We start from the raw sequence: 18,788 nt of genomic DNA, 5'->3' as shown, positions 1-18,788 counted from the left end.
AGGTCCATGGTTCGCGTTCTCGTCTACCTCGCCGTCTTCGCCTGCCTTGCCTTCGGCGCCGTCTGGCTTGCCGACCGGCCGGGCGAGGTCTCCGTGCTCTGGCAGGGCTACCGGATCGAGACCAGCGTCGCGCTGGCCGCGATCGGCGTCGTCGCGCTCGCCTTCCTCGTGCTGCTGGCCTGGGCGGTGCTGCGCTTCGTCTTCGGCTTGCCCTCGGCGTTCAGCCTGTCCTCGCGGGCGCGGCGTCGGGCACGCGGCTTCGAGGCCGTGTCGCGCGGCATGGTCGCGATTGGTGCAGGCGATCCCATTGCCGCCGGGCGCTACACCGGCGAGGCGCGCCGCTTCGTGCCGGGCGAGCCGCTGACCCTGCTGCTGGAGGCACAAACCGCGCAGCTGAGCGGCGATCGGGCGCAGGCCGAGGCCGCCTTCAAGGCGATGCTGGAGAAATCGGAGACGCGGGTGCTGGGCCTGCGCGGGCTCTTCGTCGAGGCCAAGCGTCGCGGCGACGTCACCGCCGCGCGCGCCTTTGCCGATGATGCCGTGCGCCGCTCGCCCTCGCTGGCCTGGGCCAATGATGCACTGCTCGATTTCCACACGCAGGCCGGCGACTGGCAGGCAGCTCGCACGGCGGTCGAGCGTCGCGCCGCGCTCAGGCTCGCCGACAAGGCCGAGGCACGCCGCCAGCGCGCGGTGTTGCTGGCGGCCGAGGCGCTGCAGGCACGCGAGCACGAGCCTGAGAAGGCGCTCGCAGCCGCGCTCGAGGCGGTCAAGCTCGCGCCGGCCCTGACGCCGGCCGCTGCCTTGGCCGGCCGGATGCTTGCCGAGCGCGGCGATGTCCGCAAGGCATCGAAGCTGCTGGAAGCCGCCTGGAAGGATGCGCCCCATCCCGATATTGCTGCCGCCTATCTCGATGCACGACCGGGCGACAGCGCGCTGGATCGGCTCAACCGGGCAACGACCCTGACGAAGCTGCGCCCCTCCGATCCGGAAAGTGTGCTGGTGCTGGCGGGCGCCGCGATCCAGGCTCGCGAGTTCCAGAAGGCGCGCGAGACGCTGAAGCCCTTGCTGGCGGGCGGCGCCTCGGTGCGCGCCTGCCTGCTGATGGTCGAGCTCGAGGATGCCGAGCATGGCGCCGCCGGCCGCGTGCGCGAATGGCTGGCGCGGGCGACACGGGCGCCGCGCGATGCTGCCTGGGTGGCGGACGGGCTGGTCTCCGACCATTGGATGCCGGTCTCGCCGATCACCGGCCGGCTCGACGCCTTCGTCTGGACCGTGCCACCGGCGACGCTCGGCAGCCGGGCCCAGGCCGCCGACGACGTGCTGGCCGATCTCGACGATTCGACCAAGCTGATCGAGGCGAAGGCGGAGAGCGTCACGACGATCGAGCCTGCGGCCGTTGCACCGCCGCCTCCGCCGCCGCCGTCCGCGCCGAAGGAGGAGCCGAGGCCGGAGCCGGTCGCCCCTGCTGCGCCACCGGTTCAGAAGGAGGAGCCGAAGCCGGTGGAAGCGGTTGCCGAACCCGCGAAACCGGCTGAATCGAAGCCTGCCGAGACCAAGCTGGTTGAGAGCAAGCCCGCTCCGCGCGAGGCTGGGTCGCCCAAGCCGGTGATCTTCCCGGTCTCGCATGCGCCCGATGATCCGGGGCCGGAGGAGGAACCATCGCCGGAGCCGAAGAAGAGCGGCTTCAGGCTGTTCGGCTGAGCGGAAAAGGCGTGCGGCCGGCGGCCATGCGCCTTATAGCGACGCGATGACATCCATTCTCGATCCGAATGCCACTGTGACCCTGACGGTCGGCCCCGAGCAGGCGGGCCAGCGCCTGGACAAGGCGCTGGCCCTGCTGGCCGGCGAGATTTCGCGCGCGCGCCTGCAGCAGGTCATCAAGGAGGGCGGGGTCAGCCTCAACGGCGCCGTCTTCAGCGATGGCAGCCGCAAGGTCGTCGAGGGCGACACTATCGCGCTGGTCATGCCGGCGGCGAAGCCGGCTGATCCCGTCGGACAGGATATCCCGCTCGACGTTGTCTACGAGGACGAGCATCTGATCGTCATCGACAAGCCGGCGGGGCTCGTCGTCCATCCGGCCGGCGGCCATGAGGACGGAACGCTGGTCAATGCGCTGATCGCGCATTGTGGCGAGAGCCTGTCCGGCATCGGCGGCGTCCGGCGCCCGGGCATCGTGCACCGGCTCGACAAGGATACCAGTGGCCTCCTGGTCGTCGCCAAGAACGACCGGGCGCATCAGAAGCTCGCCAAGCAGTTCGCCGACCATGGCCGCACCGGGCCGTTGCAGCGTGCCTATCTCGCCATTGCCTGGGGCGTGCCGCGCCTGCGCGAGGGCACGATCGACGCACCGATCGAGCGCTCGACCCGCAACCGCGAGAAGATGACGGTGGTGAAGGAAGGGCGCGGGCGCGAGGCGATCACCCATATCGAACTGCTCCAGCGCTTTCCGCCGCTGCTGAAGGGTCTGGACGAGACCGAACCGCTGGCGAGCCTGGTCGAGTGCCGGCTGGAGACGGGGCGCACGCACCAGATCCGCGTGCATATGAGCCATATCGGCCATCCGCTGCTGGGTGATCAGCTCTATGGCTCGGGTTTCGCCACCAAGGCGGTCCGCCTGCCCGCCGATGCGCAAGCCGCGCTGGCCGCGCTCGGCCGGCAGGCCCTGCATGCGGCGATCCTCGGATTCGAGCATCCAGCCAGTGGTGAGGAGATGCTGTTCGAGTCCGAGCCGCCGGAGGATTTTGCGAATCTGCAAGCCGCACTCGCACGGCTGTGAGCGAACCGGGCGATTTTGCCACCTTTCCGCCAGAGTGAGTTCGCATATACTGGGGCTGTTCGGATGCGGATGGCCAAGGGGGCGCCGCGAGCGAGCGTTCCGACCGAACCGATGACAGGTTCCTGCGTTGGACCGCTTTGCCGGATCCGAAGCCTGCGCGAAGGTTGATCGCGCGGAGGGCCTGCCGCCAAGCGGGGGCCTCGATAAGGAGAACGAGCATGGCGAGTGCTTCGCTGCCCGTCCTGTCCGCCGAAGGCGGGCTGTCACGTTATCTCGATGAAATCCGCAAGTTCCCGATGCTGGAACCGAGCCAGGAATACATGCTGGCCAAGCGCTGGCGCGAGCATGGCGACCGCGACGCGGCGCACAAGCTCGTGACCTCGCATCTGCGCCTCGTCGCCAAGATCGCCATGGGCTATCGCGGCTACGGTCTGCCGATCGGCGAGGTCGTGTCGGAGGGCAATGTCGGCCTGATGCAGGCGGTTAAGCGCTTCGAGCCCGAAAAGGGCTTCCGCCTCGCCACCTATGCGATGTGGTGGATCAAGGCTTCGATCCAGGAATACATCCTGCGCTCGTGGTCGCTGGTGAAGATGGGCACCACCGCGAACCAGAAGAAGCTGTTCTTCAACCTGCGCAAGGCCAAGAGCAAGATCTCGGCGCTGGGCGAGGGCGATCTGCGTCCCGACCAGGTCGCGCAGATCGCGACCAAGCTCGGCGTCAACGAGCAGGACGTGGTCGACATGAACCGCCGCCTCGGCGGCGATGCTTCGCTCAACACGCCGCTCCGCGAGGATGGCGAGGGCGAGTGGCAGGACTGGCTGGTCGACGATTCGGAAAGCCAGGAGCGCCGGCTCGCCGATTCCGAGGAGGCCGACAACCGCCACTCGGCGCTGCGCGAGGCGCTGGAGGTGCTCAATCCGCGCGAGCGGCGCATTTTCGAGGCGCGCCGCTTGGCCGAGGATCCGATCACCCTGGAGCAGCTCTCCGAGGAGTTCGGCGTGTCGCGTGAGCGCGTACGCCAGATCGAGGTCCGTGCCTTCGAGAAGGTGCAGGAAGCCGTGAAGAAGGCGATCACCCGCATCGAGGCGCCGCGTGCGGCGCTGCCGGCGGCCTGACGGATTTCGGGTTCCAACACAGTTCAAGGGGCGCCGTGAGGCGCCCCTTTTTTGTCTGTCAGTACAGCGGCGGCAGCGGCTGGAGCGGCAGGCGGAACGGGCCGATGAAGACCCGGCCCTCGCGCAGCGAGACCGGCGGCAGGGTGGTGAGGCCGGGCGCCGCGGCGGTGTTGCTGCCGCGTCCGCCGAGGAAGCCGCCGAGGCCGCCCAGGAGGTTGCCGATGCGCAGGCCGCCGATCTGCTCGATGCCGGCTGCGGCGAGCTGGAGATCGCCGGCGACGCGGTGCAGCGAGTCGAGCAGCAACTGCCCGCTGCCATCGACGCGGGCCTTGCCCTTGGTCGAGACGAGGCGGGTCAATTCGAAGGTGCCGTTGGCGCCGCGCCAGCTTTCCAGGGCATCGGGATTGAAACCCTTGCGGAAGTTCTCGGCCTGGGTCAGCGACGCCTGCAGGTCGATCTCGCCGGCATCGGTGTTGCCGAGCAAGGCGTCGACCGGCGGCAGGATCGTCCCCTTGGCGGTGACGGCGATATCGACCGCTTGCTCGGCGGCGGGGCGTGTCGGGTTGCGGCGCAAATGCGCCTCGAGCGTCGCGGCGCCCCAGTTCTCGGTGGTGATGCCGGGCGTGGTCAGCACGCCGCGCGGCTCGCTGGCGACAAGCGCGAAGCGCTCAGGGCTGCGCCAGGCGAAGCTGGCGTCGAGATTCTTCCAGGTCAGGTCGAGCACGCGGCCTTCCGGCAGGGTGACTTTCGCCGGGCTCGATGCCTCAAGGATGACGAGGCCGGGCGAGTAGACCTGGCCGACCACGACGGCGGGGCCCGTCTGGACGCGCACCGCATCGCCCCAGCGCGTCGAAGTCAGGCTCAGCGCGTTGCAGCGCAGTTCGATGCGGAAGGGGAAGCCACCGATGCTGCGGTCGGTGCAGGTCCAGGTGCGGCCGCGCTCGACTTCGCGGGCCAGCGCGACGTCGATTTCGGTGGCGATGCGGCCGCGCGCATAGAACCAGAAGGCGGACCAGGCGGCGGCGAGGACGACGAGCAGCATGAAGGGCCCGTAGAGCCAGAAGCGGCTGCGGCGGCGCGTCGGAAGGGGATCGGTCATGCGGCAGGCATTCCTTGCGCAGGGGCGGGCGGATCGCTAGATCGCCCGGGTCGCTCTCGCGGGCGGTCTATCGCATTGTCGTGGCACTGGATTTGCTCGAAAGGCGGGTACCGCTTTTCGGTCTGATGCTCAAGCAAGCAGGCCGGCGCGGCTAAATTATGGGACGAGGATGACGACCGCATTCGGCGCGACCGATCTCTGGGTCTTCGGCTATGGCTCGCTGATCTGGCGGCCGGGCTTCGCCTTCGAGGAGAGCGTGCAGGCGCGCCTCCACGGCTACCACCGCTCGCTCTGCGTGTTCTCGCATGTGCATCGCGGCACGCCGGAGCGGCCGGGGCTGGTGCTGGGGCTGGATCGCGGCGGGGTCTGCCGCGGCCTCGCCTTCCGCGTCGCGGCCGGGCAGGCGCAGGAGACGGTCGACTATCTCCGGGCGCGCGAGCAGGCGACGGCGGTCTATCTGGAACGCCATGTCGCGCTGAAGCTGGAGGATGGCCGGCAGGTGCGCGGCATCGTCTATGTCGCCGACCGCAAGCACCTGCAATATGCCGGCAAGCTGCCTTCGGCGCAGTTGCTCAAGCTCGTGCGGGAGGGCAGGGGCCAGTCCGGCGAGAACCCCGATTATGTACTGCAGACGCACGAGCATCTGCGCAAGATGGGGATATTCGATCCCGTGCTGGCGGAACTCGCACAGCAATTGGCGCCGGGGCTCGGCGCGCCCCATCCGCCGTTGGCAGGATAGCTCAGCCCTCCGGATTGGCTTCCGGCATCAGGTCGAGCAGGGCGGCGCGGCGGCTCATCCCGTCCTCGGCGAGCAGATGGACATGGATCTCGCAGGCGCCGGCGGCGATGATCGAACGCTGCCAGCGGCCGAGCGCGGCCTCGATGCCGAAGGGGCCGGAATCGCGGGCGGCGATCACGCGCCGATCGGCGGAGACCGCGAGCAGGACCGCATCGGTGAAGCTCAACGCATGCGTGTCGTCGACGGCGAAGACCGAGGCGACATAGCGCCGGCCGGAGCGGCCGCGCCAGGCGGTGAAGCGACGCTCGTTGAGCGCGGCGGTGCTGCGCAACGGCATTTCGCAGGCGACTGGGGCCTCATCGAAGAGATCGGGGGTGTAGCGATAGGCGAGAGCGGCCATATCCGTTCCTCTTGTGATAGGAACAAAATGGGAACGGTCTGGGGATAAGTCAAGCGCCGTCAGCGACGAGGCCGGCGCTTTCCCGCTCTGCTGCTGTCAGGGCCTGTCAGGAGTTCGCGAGCGGGTCCATCCCGCGGGCGGCGAGTTCGGCCCGGCCTTGCGCCAGGAGCCGGTCGCTCGCCGTCTCGACGCGTTCCTGCAGAAGTCGCTGGAACGACGCCTTGTCGAGGCCGGGCTCGATCGGCGGCAGGATCTCGATGCGGACGGTGCCGGGGCGACGCAGGAACTTGCGGCGCGGCCAGTAAAGCCCGGTGTTCAGGGCGACCGGAACACAGGGCACGCCGAGCTCGGCATAGAGATGGGCGGCGCCGAACTTGTAGGCGGGCTCGGCGCCGGGCGCGCGGCGGGTGCCTTCCGGGAAGATCAGGAGCTGGCGGCCGTTCTGGCCGAGCTCGACCTTGGCGCGGCGCGTGACGTCGGACAGGGCGCGGGCCCGGGCGCCGCGATTGACCGGAATCATCCGCATCTTCGTCAGGGCCCAGCCGAAGACCGGGATCCAGGTCAATTCGCGCTTCAGGATGAAGACCGGGTTCCGGAAGACGGTGACCAGCGCGAAGGTCTCCAGGAAGGACTGGTGCTTGGCGCCGACCATCAGGCCGCCCTGGGGAATGTTCTCGATGCCGGTGATCTCGCAGCGCGTGCCGGCGACGACGCGCATCAGCCAGAGCGAGGAGTGCGACCAGCCGATCGCGACCGCCAGCAGCATCCGCTTCGGTAGAACGAGCGTGGGCAGAACACCGAAGATCAGCCAGAGGATGAGATTGGCATAGAACAGGACATTGAAGGCGAGGGAGCGCAGGACGAGCATGCAGCGCAATGAGCCCGAGACGCCGTCCCGGTCAAGCATGCCTTTTCGTCATCAACCCTCGTGGCGATGCTGGCCCAGGAGGCGCGTGGGCTTTTCGGCCGCGGGGCCGAGCACATCGGCGGGCTTCGGCGAAACCGGCTTGCGGCCGCCGATGATGACCGAAAGGCGCGAGGTCTCCGGATCGCTCTCGACGAGGCCGCGCAGGCGCGCGACGAGATATTTCGCATATTCCGGCGCGAGCACCTTGATGACCGACCAGCGGTTCCACCAGCCGGACGTGTCGATGTGTTCGGTCACCACCGGGTGGGCGACAAGCCGGACGTCCGGCATCGCATGCGCGAATTCGGCGAGCGTGCGCGGCATATGATAGTTCGAGGTCACCACGAGCAGCGAGCGGAAGCCGTGGCGGCGGACCCAGCGGCGGGTCTCGATCGCGTTGCCGATGGTGTTGCGGGCGCGATAGTCGAGATCGACGCAGCAGGCGAGCAGGTCGCGCGAGGCCGGATTCAGCTTGGCGAGTTCCTCGCGGCCGGTCTTCTCGTTGACGCCGCTGATCAGGAGCCGTCGCCCGCGCTCCGCCCCGAGCAGGCCCATGGCGTCGCCGACGCGCTGGGCGCCGCCGGTGGCGACGACGATCGCATCGGTGCGTGGCGTGTCCGCCGGTTCGCGCGCGTCGATCATGCCGGCGAAACGGGCATAGCCGATCCCGAGGAGCAGAATTCCGGTGCCGGCGATGGCGACGGCCGCAAACCCGAGGACGCGGCGCAGCGAGGCCGGCCGGGCCGGCTTGCCGCTCCGGGGTGCTGAATTGGGCTGGGCCATCGTGAGATGGTCGTCTGTGCTGCCGATCATGGCCATAGCGCTGCCGTCCTAGCGCGCCAATCGGGCATAACGGCGGCAGGCTCGCGTCCGACACTGCCGCACGCGTTAAGGCCTGGTTGACGCTGTCCGGTCAGGGGGAGGCTCATGACAGCATCCTCAGATGCCGCCGCACGGTGAAGCGCGAGACCAGGCCGGCGATGACGGCGACGACCAGGGCGACGAGGATCACGGCGCCATAGCCGGTCCAGCCGATCTCGAAGGCGCCGAACAGGGCCTGCAATTGCTCGGCTTCCGGCGTGGCGCTCCAGCGCGAGGCGAGGAAGCCGAGCATGCCGATCGTCGCGATCGCGGCAAGGCCGCCGAACAGGCCGCCACGGAGGCCGAGCCGGATGAAGCGGCTCTGGAACTCGCGCGCGATGAAATCGTCGTTCGCTCCGACGAAATGCAGCACCTCGACGCTGTCGCGGCTGCCGGCCATGGCCCCGCGGGTGGCGAAGGCGACGGCCAGCGCCGCCGCCGTGAGGACCAGCAGCACGATCGCGAAGCCGGAGGCGATGATGGTGCCCGCCATGGCGGAGAGGCGCCGGACCCAGAGCCGATGGTCGTCGAGGGTCGCGGTCGGTATCTCGCGGCGCAGCGTCGCGCCGAAGCCCGCGAGGTCGGAGGGGGCGTCCGTCCTCAGCTTCAGCACGATGAGGCGCGGGACCGGCAATTCGACGAGGTCCAGCCCCGTGCCGAGCCAGGGTTCGAGCAGCTTGTCCGATTCGGCCTTCGGCACGGCGCGGACGCTCTCGACCTCCTTCAACCCGCTCGCCAGCATGACGGCGCGCGCCACGTCGTCATCGATCTTGCGATGCGAATCGGGCCGGACCTGGATCGTCATCTCGTTCGAGATGGCGCCGCGCCATTGATCGGAAGCGCGCGCGGCGAGGACCGCTGCGCCGGCGCTGAGCGCGGCGAGGAAGGTCAGGATCGCGATCACGGCCATCAGCGCACGACCGGCGACAGTGTCTATGGGTACGAGCGGCTGGTCCCGCCGGAGATTGGCAGGCAGACCGCGCGGCCGCCGTTCGGGCTCCCTGTCGCTGGCCTCAGGCGTCGACATGAAGGTGTCCGTCGGCCAGCACGAGACGCGGTGCGTCGTAGATATCCATCAGGTTGAGGTCGTGGGTCGCGATGACGACGGCGGTGCCGAGCGCCTGCAGCTCCATGAACAGGCGCAGCAGGCGCCGGCCAAGGCCGGGATCGACATTGCCCGTCGGCTCGTCGGCGAGCAGGAGCTCGGGCCGGCTGATCAGGGCGCGGGCAATGGCCGCGCGCTGCTTCTCGCCGCCGGAGAGCACCGGCGGCACGGCATGCATGCGCTCGCCGAGCCCGACCCAGCGCAGCAATTCCACGACCTCGGCGCGGTAGCTCGCTTCCTCCTTGCCGAGGACACGCAGCGGCAGCGCGACGTTCTCGTAGACGGTGAGATGGTCGAGCAGGCGGAAATCCTGGAAGACGACGCCCATGCGGCGGCGGAAGGCGGTCAGCGTATCCGGCTCGAGGCGCGAGACGTCCTGGCCGAACAGGTTGACCAGTCCGCGCGTCGGCTTCAGCGCCATCAGGATGAGGCGCATCAGCGTCGTCTTGCCGGCGCCGGAGGGGCCCGTCAGATACTGGAACGAGCGCGGCTGGATGCTGAAGTTGATGTCTTTCAGCACCTCCGGACCCATGCCGTAACGCAGGCCGACATTCTCGAACCGAACCAAACGGTCTTCCTCGCTCACCCGATCTTGCGAATCCGCCTTCGATCCTACACTGCAAGCCGATGCCTGCGGAAAGATCGTGATGCGACCAATCTGCGCCAGAGATTCTTCACGGGGCGTTAACCATAAATCGCGCCAATGGAGGCGCGCGCAACGGCTGCCGTCATGCGGCTCCCTGCCGATGCGCCGAAGCGCTTGCGGCAATCGCACCGAAGGAGTTGGCTCGCAGCCATGCTGATCGTCTGCCCATCCTGCGCGAGCCAGTATGAACTCGACGCGGCCAAACTGGGGCCGGAAGGGCGCAAGGTGCGCTGCGCCGGCTGCAAGACGTCCTGGCATGTCGCGCCGAGCGCCTTCCCCGAGCCGCCGAGCGAAGCGGAAACCCAGGCGCTGCTCGCCGAGGAGCTGGAGCGCGCCGCCGCGATCGATGCCGAGATCACCGCGGTGACTGCCGAGGCCGGCGCGCAGGATATTTCCGAGGAGCCTCCGATCGTCGAGGCGCCGGTGGCTGCCGTGTCGAGGCGCCGGGCCAAGCGTTCAGCCAAGCCGGGCAGGGCGTCGAGCGCCTTCCTGCGTCAGGGCGGAGCGGGACGGCCGATAGCGGCAGCGCTTGCGGGCCTTGCCCTGCTCGGCATCGTCGTCTGGCAGCGCCAAGCGGCCGTCCGCGCTGCGCCGCAGCTTGCCGGTGTGTTCGAGAAGATCGGCATGCCCGTGAATGTCCGCGGCCTCAGCCTCGGTTCGATCGAGAGCGGCCTGGTCGAGGACGGCCAGCACCGCTTCCTCGTGGTCGAGGGCGATGTCACCAATATCAGCAAGAGCAAGGCGGCCGTGCCGTTGATCGAGGTTGCGGTCAAGGATGCCGGCGGCGCGACACTCTACACCTGGACCACCGAGCCACCGCGCGCGAATCTGGAACCGGCGGAGCTCGTCCGCTTTCGAGCGCGACTGGCCTCTCCGCCGGAGCAAGGGCAGTCGGTGCGGGTGCGCTTCACCTCCGCCGAACCGGCGGCCAATCTCGCCAGCAAGCATTGAGGCTGCTAGGACAGAGGCCTGCCGACCGACCGGAACCAGCAGCCGGTCGGTGGTCACGCATCATTGCCTCATCGGGTCCCCGGCGCAGCGGGGCCGGTTGCGGCCGGACATCGAAACGGAGTCATCATGCCGGAACGGCGCATCAGGGTTCTCTACGACGAAGCGGCGATCGCGCGGCGCAACGAGGAGATGGCGCAGGCCATCGCGGCCAGCAACCCGAAGGACCTGCTCGTCGTCGCCGTCCTGAAGGGCAGTTTCATGTTCGCCGCCGACCTGATCCGGGCGATGCACCGCGTCGGGCTCGCGCCCCAGGTCGAGTTCATCCACCTGTCGAGCTATCTCCAGGGCACGGTTTCCTCCGGCCAGGTCGAAATCCTGCGCGACGTGCAGAGCGAGGTGCGCGGCCGCGACGTGCTGCTGGTCGATGACATCCTCGAATCCGGCCGGACGCTGGCCTTCGCCAAGGACCTTCTGGCAGCGCGCGGGGCCGGCAAGGTGTCGACCGCCGTGCTGCTGGAGAAGCCGCACAAGCGGGCGGTCAATATCCAGGCGGATTATGTCGGCTTCGAATGCCCGGATTATTTCGTGGTCGGCTACGGCATGGACGTCGCGCATTCCTATCGGCAGCTACCCTTCGTCGGCGTGATCGAGACCGATGATCAGGCTGGGTTGCCGGGGATCTGAGGAGCCGCCATGTCGCGTATTCTGGTCGTCGATGACGAGGAGCCGCTGCGCCTGCTGGTCGCGCGCGGCCTCGGCCTCGACGGACATAGCTGCCTCATGGCGTCGGACGGCGCCGAGGCGCTCGATATCCTGGTCGCGGAGCAAGGCCGCTTCGATCTGCTCCTGACCGATATCCGCATGCCGCTGATGGATGGGATCGCGTTGGCGCTCGCCGCCAAGCAGCAGTTCCCGGAGCTGACGATCATGCTGATGACCGGCTATGCCGAGCAGCGCGAGCGGGCGAAGAGCCTGGAATCGATCGTCGCCGAGGTGATGGCGAAACCCTTCACCATCGCCGAGTTGCGCGCGACCGTGCTGAAGGTGATCGAGGGTTCGATCGGGTGAGCGCAAACCCTAGCGGTTCAGCCACCAGATCGAGGCGTTGAGCAGCGTCGCGAAGCCGACCCAGGCGAGATAGGGCCAGAACAGGTTGGAGGCCAGCCGGTCCAGCGGCCGGAAGGCCACGATCGTTGCCACGATCAGGGCCAACAGCGGCAGGATGACCGCGAGGCCCGCCAGCGGGCTGTTGGCGCCGAAGAAGGCGAAGGACCAGCCGATATTGAACAGAAGCTGCAGGTGATAGACCAGCAGCGCGCGCCGGCGGCCGGGCGTGCCGACGGGCCGGCGCAGAATGCGGAAGGCGCCAAGCGCCATGAGCGCGAAGAGCGTGGTCCAGACCGGTGCGAAGATCCAGTTCGGTGGATTGAAGGGTGGCTTGGCGAGGCCGGCATACCAGGTCGGAATCTGCGGGACGGTAACAGCGCTGCCGGCGATCGAGGCGGCGACCACCGGCAGGATCGCGATGGCGAGCGCCGCCCAGAGCGGCGGGCGGAGATCAGTGCTGATGTCGGCAGGCGTCGTCATCATGCGATGATGGGGCGCTGCTGTGCGTCTCGCAAGGCGATGCGTCTGCTTGCGGCATGCAGCGAACATTCCCGCATCTCATGGAACTTTTCGGGAAGAGCCGCGCAGAACCTTCGGTGCGCTTGCCCATGCGGGTGCGCAGGCCTTGTCAGAACCAGATCGCTTTCGCCTTCGCGAGATAGCGCACCCGTTCCGAGAGGCCGTTGCGGCCGCCATTGATCAGCTTGGTCACGCGCTCGCTGTCGTCGGCATCGGCCGCGGCATTGATGGCGCGCTCGCCCCAGTAGGCGAAGGCGACGCGCAGCGAGATTTCGGGCTCCTTCGCCCGCTCGGGCTCGGTTTCCAGGTCGATGCCGAGCAGCTGGCCGAAGAGGCGGTAGTTCGCGCGCCCGGTCAGCTGGAAGATGCCGCGCCCGTGATAGCGGATGCCGTCGCCGGCCTGGGTGTTGCCGAGATCGCGCCGGCCCTCGTAGCGGATGAAATACGCGGGACCGCCATACTCCTCCAGCGTGCGGAAGCCGTCGGTCTCATGAGCCGCCTGCGCCAGGAAATGGCAGATGCGCCGCGGCGTCGCGATGTCGTGGTCACCAGCCAGTTCATCGAAGCGCTCGGCGAGGCCGGCGATGATCGTCGCATTGGCCGAGGGCGCGAGGCGCAGCAGGCGCTCGCGGTTGACAGCCAGGCCCGGCTCGGGGGCATGGTCGAGGCCGATCCAGTTTCCGACGGCGCGCATCGACATGAAAATGCCCTCCCGAGAAGGAGGACATCATCGCCGCTGCCGCGTGGCCGGGGATAAAGTTTCCGGCGGGGGAGATCAGCCGCTGACGGCGGTGTACTCGGTCTCGATCGAGGAAGCGTGGACCTCGTGGTCGAAGCCGTAGATGTGGATCGAGATCGCTTCGCCCGGCCCGAAATTGCGCATGCGATGGATATTCGGGCCCGAGGGCAGCATGCAGGCGACGTAGCCCGGCTTGCGCTCCTGCTCCTCGGTCTGGACGGCGCGGTCGGCGTCGATGGCGCGATACCAGGTCTCGGTGACGGTGCCGGAGACCACGCCGAAACAGCAGGAACAATGGTGGTCGTGGATCGAGGTGGCCGAGCCTTCACTCCAGACGATCGCCCAGACGCTGACGGCCTCGTTGCCGGCGAGCAGGTTGCGGCGGTAGCTGCCGGCCTTGCGCTCCAGCGGCAGGCGCTGGATCAGGTCGGGCATGGCGACAAGCTCCTGCAGCACCTCGCGGGCGGCGGTCAGGTAGTCGCGCGTCAGCGTGCCCGCATCGGTCCGCAGGTTGCGCAACACGGCCCCACGCCGTTCCTCGCTGAGAAAACCCTGCATGCCATTCCCCTCTCGATCACTGCGGCGATGATAGGGCGCGCTTGAGGGCAGCAGTTTGCGGAGTTGGAGAATTTTCATCCCCGGTTGGAATCTGATGCCCTTCATGTGATTATAGGTGGAATTATTTCTCACCTTCCTTCTTTGGGAAGCAATCCGATTCTGGATTCGGTGTAGTGTGATGGCGAAGCTCGACGCATTCGACTTGCGCATCCTGGCGCGATTGCAGGAGGATGCGAGCCTGCCGCTGGCGGAACTCGCCGAGGCGGTGGGGCTGTCGTCTTCGCCTTGCTGGCGGCGGGTGCAGAAGCTGGAGGAGGGCGGCTATATCAAGCGCCGCGTCGCCCTGCTCGACCGCGAGAAACTCAAGGCCGGCGTCACCGTCTTCATCGCGGTCAGAACGGCGCGGCACTCGATGGAATGGCTGGAGCGCTTCCATGCCGCCGTGCAGGACCTGCCGGAGATCGTCGATTTCTACCGGATGAGTGGTGAGATCGACTACCTGCTCAAGGCCTGCGTCTCCGACATCGCGGCCTATGACGCGCTCTACAAGAAGCTGATCTCGCGCATCGACCTCAGCGACGTGACCTCGATGTTCGCGATGGAGGAGCTGAAATCGACCTCGGCGATCCCGCTGGGATTTGCCGAACACTGAGGCCGCGCTCTCATGCAAAAGGGAGCGGCGAGCCGCTCCCTTCGTCATTTCGAGAGGGTTGGGAATCAGAAGCGATAGGTCACGCCTGCGGCGATCAGCCAGGGGTCGATCTTGACCTTGCCGGCGACGAGGCCGTTGTTCACCTTCACCTTCGGCTCCAGGAAGAGCTTCTTGACGTCGAAGTTGAAGCCCCAGTGCCGGTCGATCATGTAGTCGAAGCCGGCTTGCAGGGCGAAGCCGAACGAGTCCTTCAGGTCGAAATCGGTGAAGCCGCCCTTGGCCTTCTCGTTGAAGAACACAGTGTAGTTCACGCCCGCGCCGACATAGGGCTTGAACGCGCCGAGATCGGTGAAGTGGTACTGCAGCATCAGGGTCGGCGGCAGCAGCCAAGCCGAGCCGATGCGTGCGCCGGCAAGGCTGCCCGCGCCCTTCACATTATGGGGAGTGACGCCGAGGACGAGTTCGGCCGCGATGTTCTGCGTGAAGAAATAGGTGATGTCGAGCTCGGGCACGACCGAGTTGGAGATGTCGACCTTGCCGCCGACGATCGGCGCGCCGCCGATGTTCAGGCTGGCCTTTTCCTGCGGGATGACGAACAGCGCGCGGCCGCGGATCATCCACGGGCTCCACTGCGTCATGACAGGCGCAATCGGGGCCACCTTGGTCGAAGGCAGGTCGGCGGCCTGCGCGCCGGTCAAGGCGGTGGCGCCGAGCAGCGCGGCGGCGAGGGAAAGTATGGTTGAACGAAACGTCATGGAGGCAGCCCCTGGAGTGGTAAGCCGGGCTACCTGTCGGCAGCTCCAGCCCATGGCTCCATCAGCGCCTGTTTCGAGCGATGCGAATTGATCCGGATCAACCGCGGGGGCGGCTGCCGCTGGCTGTGGCTTTCCGGCCACGGCTGCCGGTCAGGCCTTCGTGACCTTCTGGTAGTCCTTCACGTCCGAGAAGGTGATGCCGGGCGCGCGCTCGGCATCGTATTTCAATGTGAACTGGCTGGACGCCATGAAGACCGGATCGCCGTCGAGGTCGTCGGCCATCGAGGATGGCTTGAGGCCGACGAATTTCTCCAGCGCCGCCTTGTCGTCCGACGAGACCCAGCGGGCGATTGCGAACTGGCAGGGCTCGAAATCGACGGGGAGCGAGTATTCGACGTCCATGCGCTCCTTGAGCACGTCGAGCTGGAGGGCGCCGACGACGCCGACGATGGCGGGCGCGCCGTCATGCGGCAGGAAGAGCTGGACGACGCCTTCCTCGGCCATCTGCTGCAGGGCCTCGCGCAGCTTCTTGGCCTTCATCGCATCCTTGAGCTTGACGCGGCGCAGGATTTCCGGGGCGAAGCTCGGCACGCCCTTGAAGACGATGTCTTCGCCCTCGGTCAGCGTGTCGCCGATGCGCAAAGTGCCATGGTTCGGCAGGCCGACGATGTCGCCGGCGAAGGCTTCCTCGGCGATCGAGCGGTCGCGGGCGAAGAAGAATTGCGGCGCGTTGAGCGGCATCGGCTTGCCGGTGCGGACGAGCTTGGCCTTCATGCCGCGGGAGAGCTTGCCCGAGCAGATGCGCATGAAGGCGATGCGGTCGCGGTGGTTCGGATCCATGTTCGCCTGGATCTTGAAGACGAAGCCGGTCATCTTCGGCTCGTCCGCCTCGATCAGGCGCTTGTCGGAAGGTTGCGCGCGCGGGCTCGGGGCATAGCGGCCCAGCGCATCGATCAGGTCGCGCACGCCATAGTCGCGGAGCGCCGCGCCGAAATAGAGCGGCGTGAGATGGCCCTCGCGGAAGGCCTGGAGGTCGAAGGGCTTCAGGCCCTCGGCAGCGAGGAAGACCTCCTCGCGCCAGGTCTCGGCAGCGCCGTGCGGCAGCAACTCGTCGAAAAGCGGATCGTCCCAACCGGAGACCTGGCGGTCCTCGGCGCGCTCGTCACCCTTCTGGTTGCGGCGGAAGGTGTTGGCCTTGAGATCGTAGGTGCCGACGAATTCGCGGCCCCGGCCGACCGGCCAGGTCATCGGCGCGACGTCGAGCGCCAGCGTCGTCTCGATCTCGTTGATCAGGTCGAAGGGATCGCGCGTCTCGCGGTCGACCTTGTTGATGAAGGTGACGATCGGGATGTCGCGGAGCCGGCAGACCTCGAACAGCTTCTTGGTCCGATCCTCGATGCCCTTGGCGGCGTCGATCACCATGACGGCGGCGTCGACGGCGGTCAGCGTGCGGTAGGTGTCTTCCGAGAAGTCCTCGTGGCCGGGCGTGTCCAGCAGGTTGAAGACGTGGCCGCCATATTCGAAGGTCATCACCGAGGTGACGACCGAGATGCCGCGCTGGCGCTCGATCTTCATCCAGTCCGAGGAGGTCTGGCGACGGCCCTGCTTGGCGCGGACTTCGCCGGCGAGCTGAATGGCGCCGCCGAAATAGAGCAGCTTCTCGGTCAGCGTCGTCTTGCCCGCGTCCGGGTGCGAGATGATGGCGAAGGTGCGCCGGCGCGCATGCGGCGCGACGGAGGCCGCGGACGCTTCGAGGGTCGAAAGATCGGTCATGGCGCGCATGAAGACGGAAGGGGGGCGGAAGTCAATTGGTTGACGCTGTCCCGCTTCTCATTCCGGGGCTTCGCGCCAGCGAAGAACCCGGAACCCACGACCGGGTGAGCGTTTGCTGTTTTCGATCGGTCGGTTCAACGGAGAACCAAGAGGTATCACCCGGTCGTGGGTTCCGGGTTCGGCCCTGCGGGCCGCCCCGGAATGACAGGGGGCTCAGTTCTTTAGCCGATACCCCGTCTTGAAGATCCAGCCGACGGTGGCGATGCAGGCGGCAAGGAAGAACAGCGTCATGCCGAGGCTGACGCCCAGGCTGACATCGGCGAGCCCGTAGAAGCTCCAGCGGAAGCCGCTGATGAGGTAGACGACGGGGTTGAACAGCGTCACGGTCTGCCAGAAGGGCGGCAGCATCGAGATCGAGTAGAAGGAGCCGCCGAGAAAGGCGAGCGGGGTGACGATCAGCAGCGGGATGACCTGCAATTTCTCGAAGCCGTCGGCCCAGATGCCAATGATGAAGCCGAACAGGCTGAAGGTCGTCGCCGTCAGCACGAGGAAGAACAGCATCATCACGGGGTGCTCGATCCGCAGTGGCACGAAGAAGGCGGCCGTCGCCAGGATGATCAGGCCGAGCAGGATCGACTTGGTCGCGGCGGCGCCGACATAGGCGATCACCGCCTCCCACCAGGCGACGGGGGCGGAGAGCAATTCGTAGATCGTGCCGGTGAATTTCGGGAAATAGATCGCGAAGGAGGCGTTGGCGATGCTCTGCGTCAGGAGCGAGAGCATGATCAGGCCGGGCACGATAAAGGCGCCATAAGGTACGCCTTCGACCGATTGCATGCGCGAGCCGATCGCGCCGCCGAAGACGATGAAATAGAGCGAGGTCGAAAGCACGGGCGAGACGATGCTCTGGAGCGGGGTGCGCCAGGTCCGAGCCATCTCGAAGCGGTAGATCGCGGCGATGGCGTGCAGGTTCAGGCCGGTCATCAATGGCGCTCCTTGACCAGGCTGACGAAGATGTCCTCGAGTGAGCTCTGGCTGGTGCTGAGGTCGCGGAAGCGGATGCCGGCCTCGGCCAGGCCTTGCAGCAAGGTGGTGATGCCGGTGCGCTCGGCCTGGGTGTCGTAGGTGTAGACGATCTCGTCGCCGGCCGCCGACAGCTTGAGGTCGAAGCTCGCCAGCGCCTCCGGCACGGCCGCGATCGGCTGCTGAAGCTGGAGCGAAAGCTGCTTCTTGCCGAGCTTGCGCATCAGCTCGGCCTTCTCCTCGACCAGGATGATCTCACCCTTGGAGATGACGCCGACGCGGTCGGCCATCTCCTCGGCCTCCTCGATATAGTGGGTGGTCAGGATGATGGTGACGCCCTCGTCGCGCAGCCGCCGCACCATCCGCCACATGTCCTGCCGCAGCTCGACATCGACGCCGGCGGTCGGCTCGTCGAGGAAGAGGATGCGTGGCTCGTGCGAGAGTGCCTTGGCGATCATGACGCGTCGCTTCATGCCGCCGGAGAGCATGCGGATCTGGCTGTCCTTCTTCTCCCAGAGCGAGAGGTCTTTCAGGATGCGCTCGATCAGGGTGGGATCGCGCGGCTTGCCGAAGAGGCCGCGGCTGAAATTCACGGTCGACCACACCGTCTCGAAGGCGTCGGTCGTCAGCTCCTGCGGCACGAGGCCGATGGCCGCGCGGGCGGCGCGATAGTCCCTGAGGATGTCGTGACCATCGGCGGTGACGGTGCCGGTGCTCGGCCGGACGAGCCCGCAGATGATGCTGATCAGCGTCGTCTTGCCGGCGCCGTTGGGGCCGAGCAGGGCGAAGATCTCGCCGCGCCTGATGGCGAGGTCGACGGATTTCAGTGCGCTGAAGCCGGAGGCGTAGGTCTTCGAGAGGCTGGAGACCGAGATGATCGGCGAGGTCGTGTCTGACATGGGCGGCATATAGGGGAGCCGTTGCGTGGTTACGATGGCGGGGTCATGTCGGGAAAGCATGATCGCCTGTCAGTTCATGGCGGGAAGCGTACCCAAACGAAAAGGCCGGGCGCGGCCCGGCCTTCGGTTACGCAACGCAATCGCACGCTACTTCATGAAAAACC

21 protein-coding genes are annotated in these 18,788 nt (G+C 67.3%); 8 read left to right on the top strand and 13 right to left on the bottom strand.

Annotated elements, in window-relative coordinates:
• Positions 1-6 precede the first annotated feature (6 nt).
• From ACODTJ_RS08930 to rpoH, 3 genes are all read left to right on the top strand, one after another.
• Positions 7-1,701, top strand: coding sequence for a heme biosynthesis protein HemY (locus ACODTJ_RS08930; RefSeq protein WP_488848216.1), 1,695 nt, complete (start codon positions 7-9; stop codon positions 1,699-1,701).
• A 46-nt stretch (positions 1,702-1,747) separates the two neighbouring features.
• Positions 1,748-2,776: an RluA family pseudouridine synthase gene (locus ACODTJ_RS08925; RefSeq protein WP_454655464.1), complete on the top strand. Its 1,029-nt coding sequence runs from the start codon at positions 1,748-1,750 to the stop codon at positions 2,774-2,776.
• 218 nt (positions 2,777-2,994) lie between these two features.
• Positions 2,995-3,891, top strand: coding sequence for an RNA polymerase sigma factor RpoH (gene rpoH, locus ACODTJ_RS08920; RefSeq protein WP_454655466.1), 897 nt, complete (start codon positions 2,995-2,997; stop codon positions 3,889-3,891).
• Between the two features lie 58 nt (positions 3,892-3,949).
• Here the strand turns inward: rpoH and ACODTJ_RS08915 are convergent, their stop codons facing one another.
• Positions 3,950-4,990 carry a DUF2125 domain-containing protein gene (locus ACODTJ_RS08915; protein ID WP_488848214.1) on the bottom strand — a complete coding sequence of 347 codons (1,041 nt, stop codon included), beginning with the start codon at positions 4,988-4,990 and terminating at the stop codon, positions 3,950-3,952.
• A 169-nt stretch (positions 4,991-5,159) separates the two neighbouring features.
• Between ACODTJ_RS08915 and ACODTJ_RS08910 the strand changes: the two genes are divergently transcribed.
• Positions 5,160-5,729 carry a gamma-glutamylcyclotransferase gene (locus tag ACODTJ_RS08910; protein WP_454655470.1) on the top strand — a complete coding sequence of 190 codons (570 nt, stop codon included), beginning with the start codon at positions 5,160-5,162 and terminating at the stop codon, positions 5,727-5,729.
• 1 nt (position 5,730) lies between these two features.
• Here the strand turns inward: ACODTJ_RS08910 and ACODTJ_RS08905 are convergent, their stop codons facing one another.
• From ACODTJ_RS08905 to ftsE, 5 genes are all read right to left on the bottom strand, one after another.
• On the bottom strand, positions 5,731-6,129 hold the full coding sequence (locus ACODTJ_RS08905; protein WP_454655472.1) for a hypothetical protein: 399 nt from the start codon (positions 6,127-6,129) through the stop codon (positions 5,731-5,733).
• A 106-nt stretch (positions 6,130-6,235) separates the two neighbouring features.
• A complete protein-coding gene (locus ACODTJ_RS08900; protein ID WP_454655474.1) occupies positions 6,236-7,036 on the bottom strand; it encodes a lysophospholipid acyltransferase family protein in 801 nt (266 codons plus the stop codon).
• 12 nt (positions 7,037-7,048) lie between these two features.
• Complete coding sequence (locus tag ACODTJ_RS08895) at positions 7,049-7,855, bottom strand: YdcF family protein (RefSeq protein ID WP_454655476.1); 807 nt, start codon at positions 7,853-7,855, stop codon at positions 7,049-7,051.
• Positions 7,856-7,961: 106 nt separating this feature from the next.
• A complete protein-coding gene (locus tag ACODTJ_RS08890) occupies positions 7,962-8,924 on the bottom strand; it encodes a cell division protein FtsX (RefSeq protein WP_454655478.1) in 963 nt (320 codons plus the stop codon).
• Complete coding sequence (ftsE, locus tag ACODTJ_RS08885) at positions 8,911-9,570, bottom strand: cell division ATP-binding protein FtsE (protein ID WP_454655479.1); 660 nt, start codon at positions 9,568-9,570, stop codon at positions 8,911-8,913. The genes ACODTJ_RS08890 and ftsE overlap by 14 nt, the downstream gene beginning before the upstream one ends.
• A gap of 228 nt (positions 9,571-9,798) precedes the next feature.
• On the opposite strand from ftsE, the gene ACODTJ_RS08880 reads away from it, so the two are divergent.
• The 3 genes from ACODTJ_RS08880 to ACODTJ_RS08870 all read left to right on the top strand — a co-directional run bounded on the left by ACODTJ_RS08880 (position 9,799) and on the right by ACODTJ_RS08870 (position 11,667).
• Positions 9,799-10,599 (top strand): zinc-ribbon domain-containing protein, encoded by an 801-nt coding sequence (locus tag ACODTJ_RS08880; RefSeq protein ID WP_488848209.1) that lies wholly within the window; start codon positions 9,799-9,801, stop codon positions 10,597-10,599.
• Positions 10,600-10,725: 126 nt separating this feature from the next.
• The gene (gene hpt, locus ACODTJ_RS08875; RefSeq protein WP_454655483.1) at positions 10,726-11,283 is read left to right on the top strand and encodes a hypoxanthine phosphoribosyltransferase; all 558 of its coding nucleotides are present in this window, start codon (positions 10,726-10,728) and stop codon (positions 11,281-11,283) included.
• Positions 11,284-11,292: 9 nt separating this feature from the next.
• Positions 11,293-11,667, top strand: coding sequence for a response regulator (locus tag ACODTJ_RS08870; protein ID WP_454655485.1), 375 nt, complete (start codon positions 11,293-11,295; stop codon positions 11,665-11,667).
• 9 nt (positions 11,668-11,676) lie between these two features.
• Here ACODTJ_RS08870 and ACODTJ_RS08865 read toward each other — a convergent pair whose 3' ends face one another.
• From ACODTJ_RS08865 to ACODTJ_RS08855, 3 genes are all read right to left on the bottom strand, one after another.
• Positions 11,677-12,189, bottom strand: coding sequence for a TspO/MBR family protein (locus ACODTJ_RS08865; protein ID WP_454655487.1), 513 nt, complete (start codon positions 12,187-12,189; stop codon positions 11,677-11,679).
• Between the two features lie 145 nt (positions 12,190-12,334).
• Entirely contained in the window at positions 12,335-12,925 is a 591-nt protein-coding gene (locus tag ACODTJ_RS08860; protein WP_454655489.1) for a glycoside hydrolase family 19 protein, read from the bottom strand.
• Between the two features lie 75 nt (positions 12,926-13,000).
• Positions 13,001-13,522, bottom strand: coding sequence for a cysteine dioxygenase (locus ACODTJ_RS08855; RefSeq protein WP_454655491.1), 522 nt, complete (start codon positions 13,520-13,522; stop codon positions 13,001-13,003).
• Positions 13,523-13,700: 178 nt separating this feature from the next.
• Here ACODTJ_RS08855 and ACODTJ_RS08850 point away from each other — a divergent pair, with 178 nt between their 5' ends.
• The gene (locus ACODTJ_RS08850) at positions 13,701-14,174 is read left to right on the top strand and encodes an Lrp/AsnC family transcriptional regulator (RefSeq protein WP_454655493.1); all 474 of its coding nucleotides are present in this window, start codon (positions 13,701-13,703) and stop codon (positions 14,172-14,174) included.
• A gap of 65 nt (positions 14,175-14,239) precedes the next feature.
• On the opposite strand, the gene ACODTJ_RS08845 is transcribed toward ACODTJ_RS08850, so the two are convergent.
• The 4 genes from ACODTJ_RS08845 to ACODTJ_RS08830 all read right to left on the bottom strand — a co-directional run bounded on the left by ACODTJ_RS08845 (position 14,240) and on the right by ACODTJ_RS08830 (position 18,633).
• Positions 14,240-14,929 carry an OmpW/AlkL family protein gene (locus tag ACODTJ_RS08845; RefSeq protein ID WP_454655495.1) on the bottom strand — a complete coding sequence of 230 codons (690 nt, stop codon included), beginning with the start codon at positions 14,927-14,929 and terminating at the stop codon, positions 14,240-14,242.
• A 150-nt stretch (positions 14,930-15,079) separates the two neighbouring features.
• Positions 15,080-16,702 (bottom strand): peptide chain release factor 3, encoded by a 1,623-nt coding sequence (locus ACODTJ_RS08840; protein ID WP_454655497.1) that lies wholly within the window; start codon positions 16,700-16,702, stop codon positions 15,080-15,082.
• A 213-nt stretch (positions 16,703-16,915) separates the two neighbouring features.
• The gene (locus ACODTJ_RS08835) at positions 16,916-17,677 is read right to left on the bottom strand and encodes an ABC transporter permease (RefSeq protein WP_454658944.1); all 762 of its coding nucleotides are present in this window, start codon (positions 17,675-17,677) and stop codon (positions 16,916-16,918) included.
• An 8-nt stretch (positions 17,678-17,685) separates the two neighbouring features.
• Complete coding sequence (locus ACODTJ_RS08830) at positions 17,686-18,633, bottom strand: ABC transporter ATP-binding protein (protein WP_454655499.1); 948 nt, start codon at positions 18,631-18,633, stop codon at positions 17,686-17,688.
• Positions 18,634-18,788: the final 155 nt, after the last annotated feature.

Source organism: Allobosea sp. FG18, assembly GCF_057809495.1.
The sequence above is the reverse complement of the archived record's forward strand: the minus strand, read 5'-3'. Positions and strand labels throughout refer to the sequence as shown.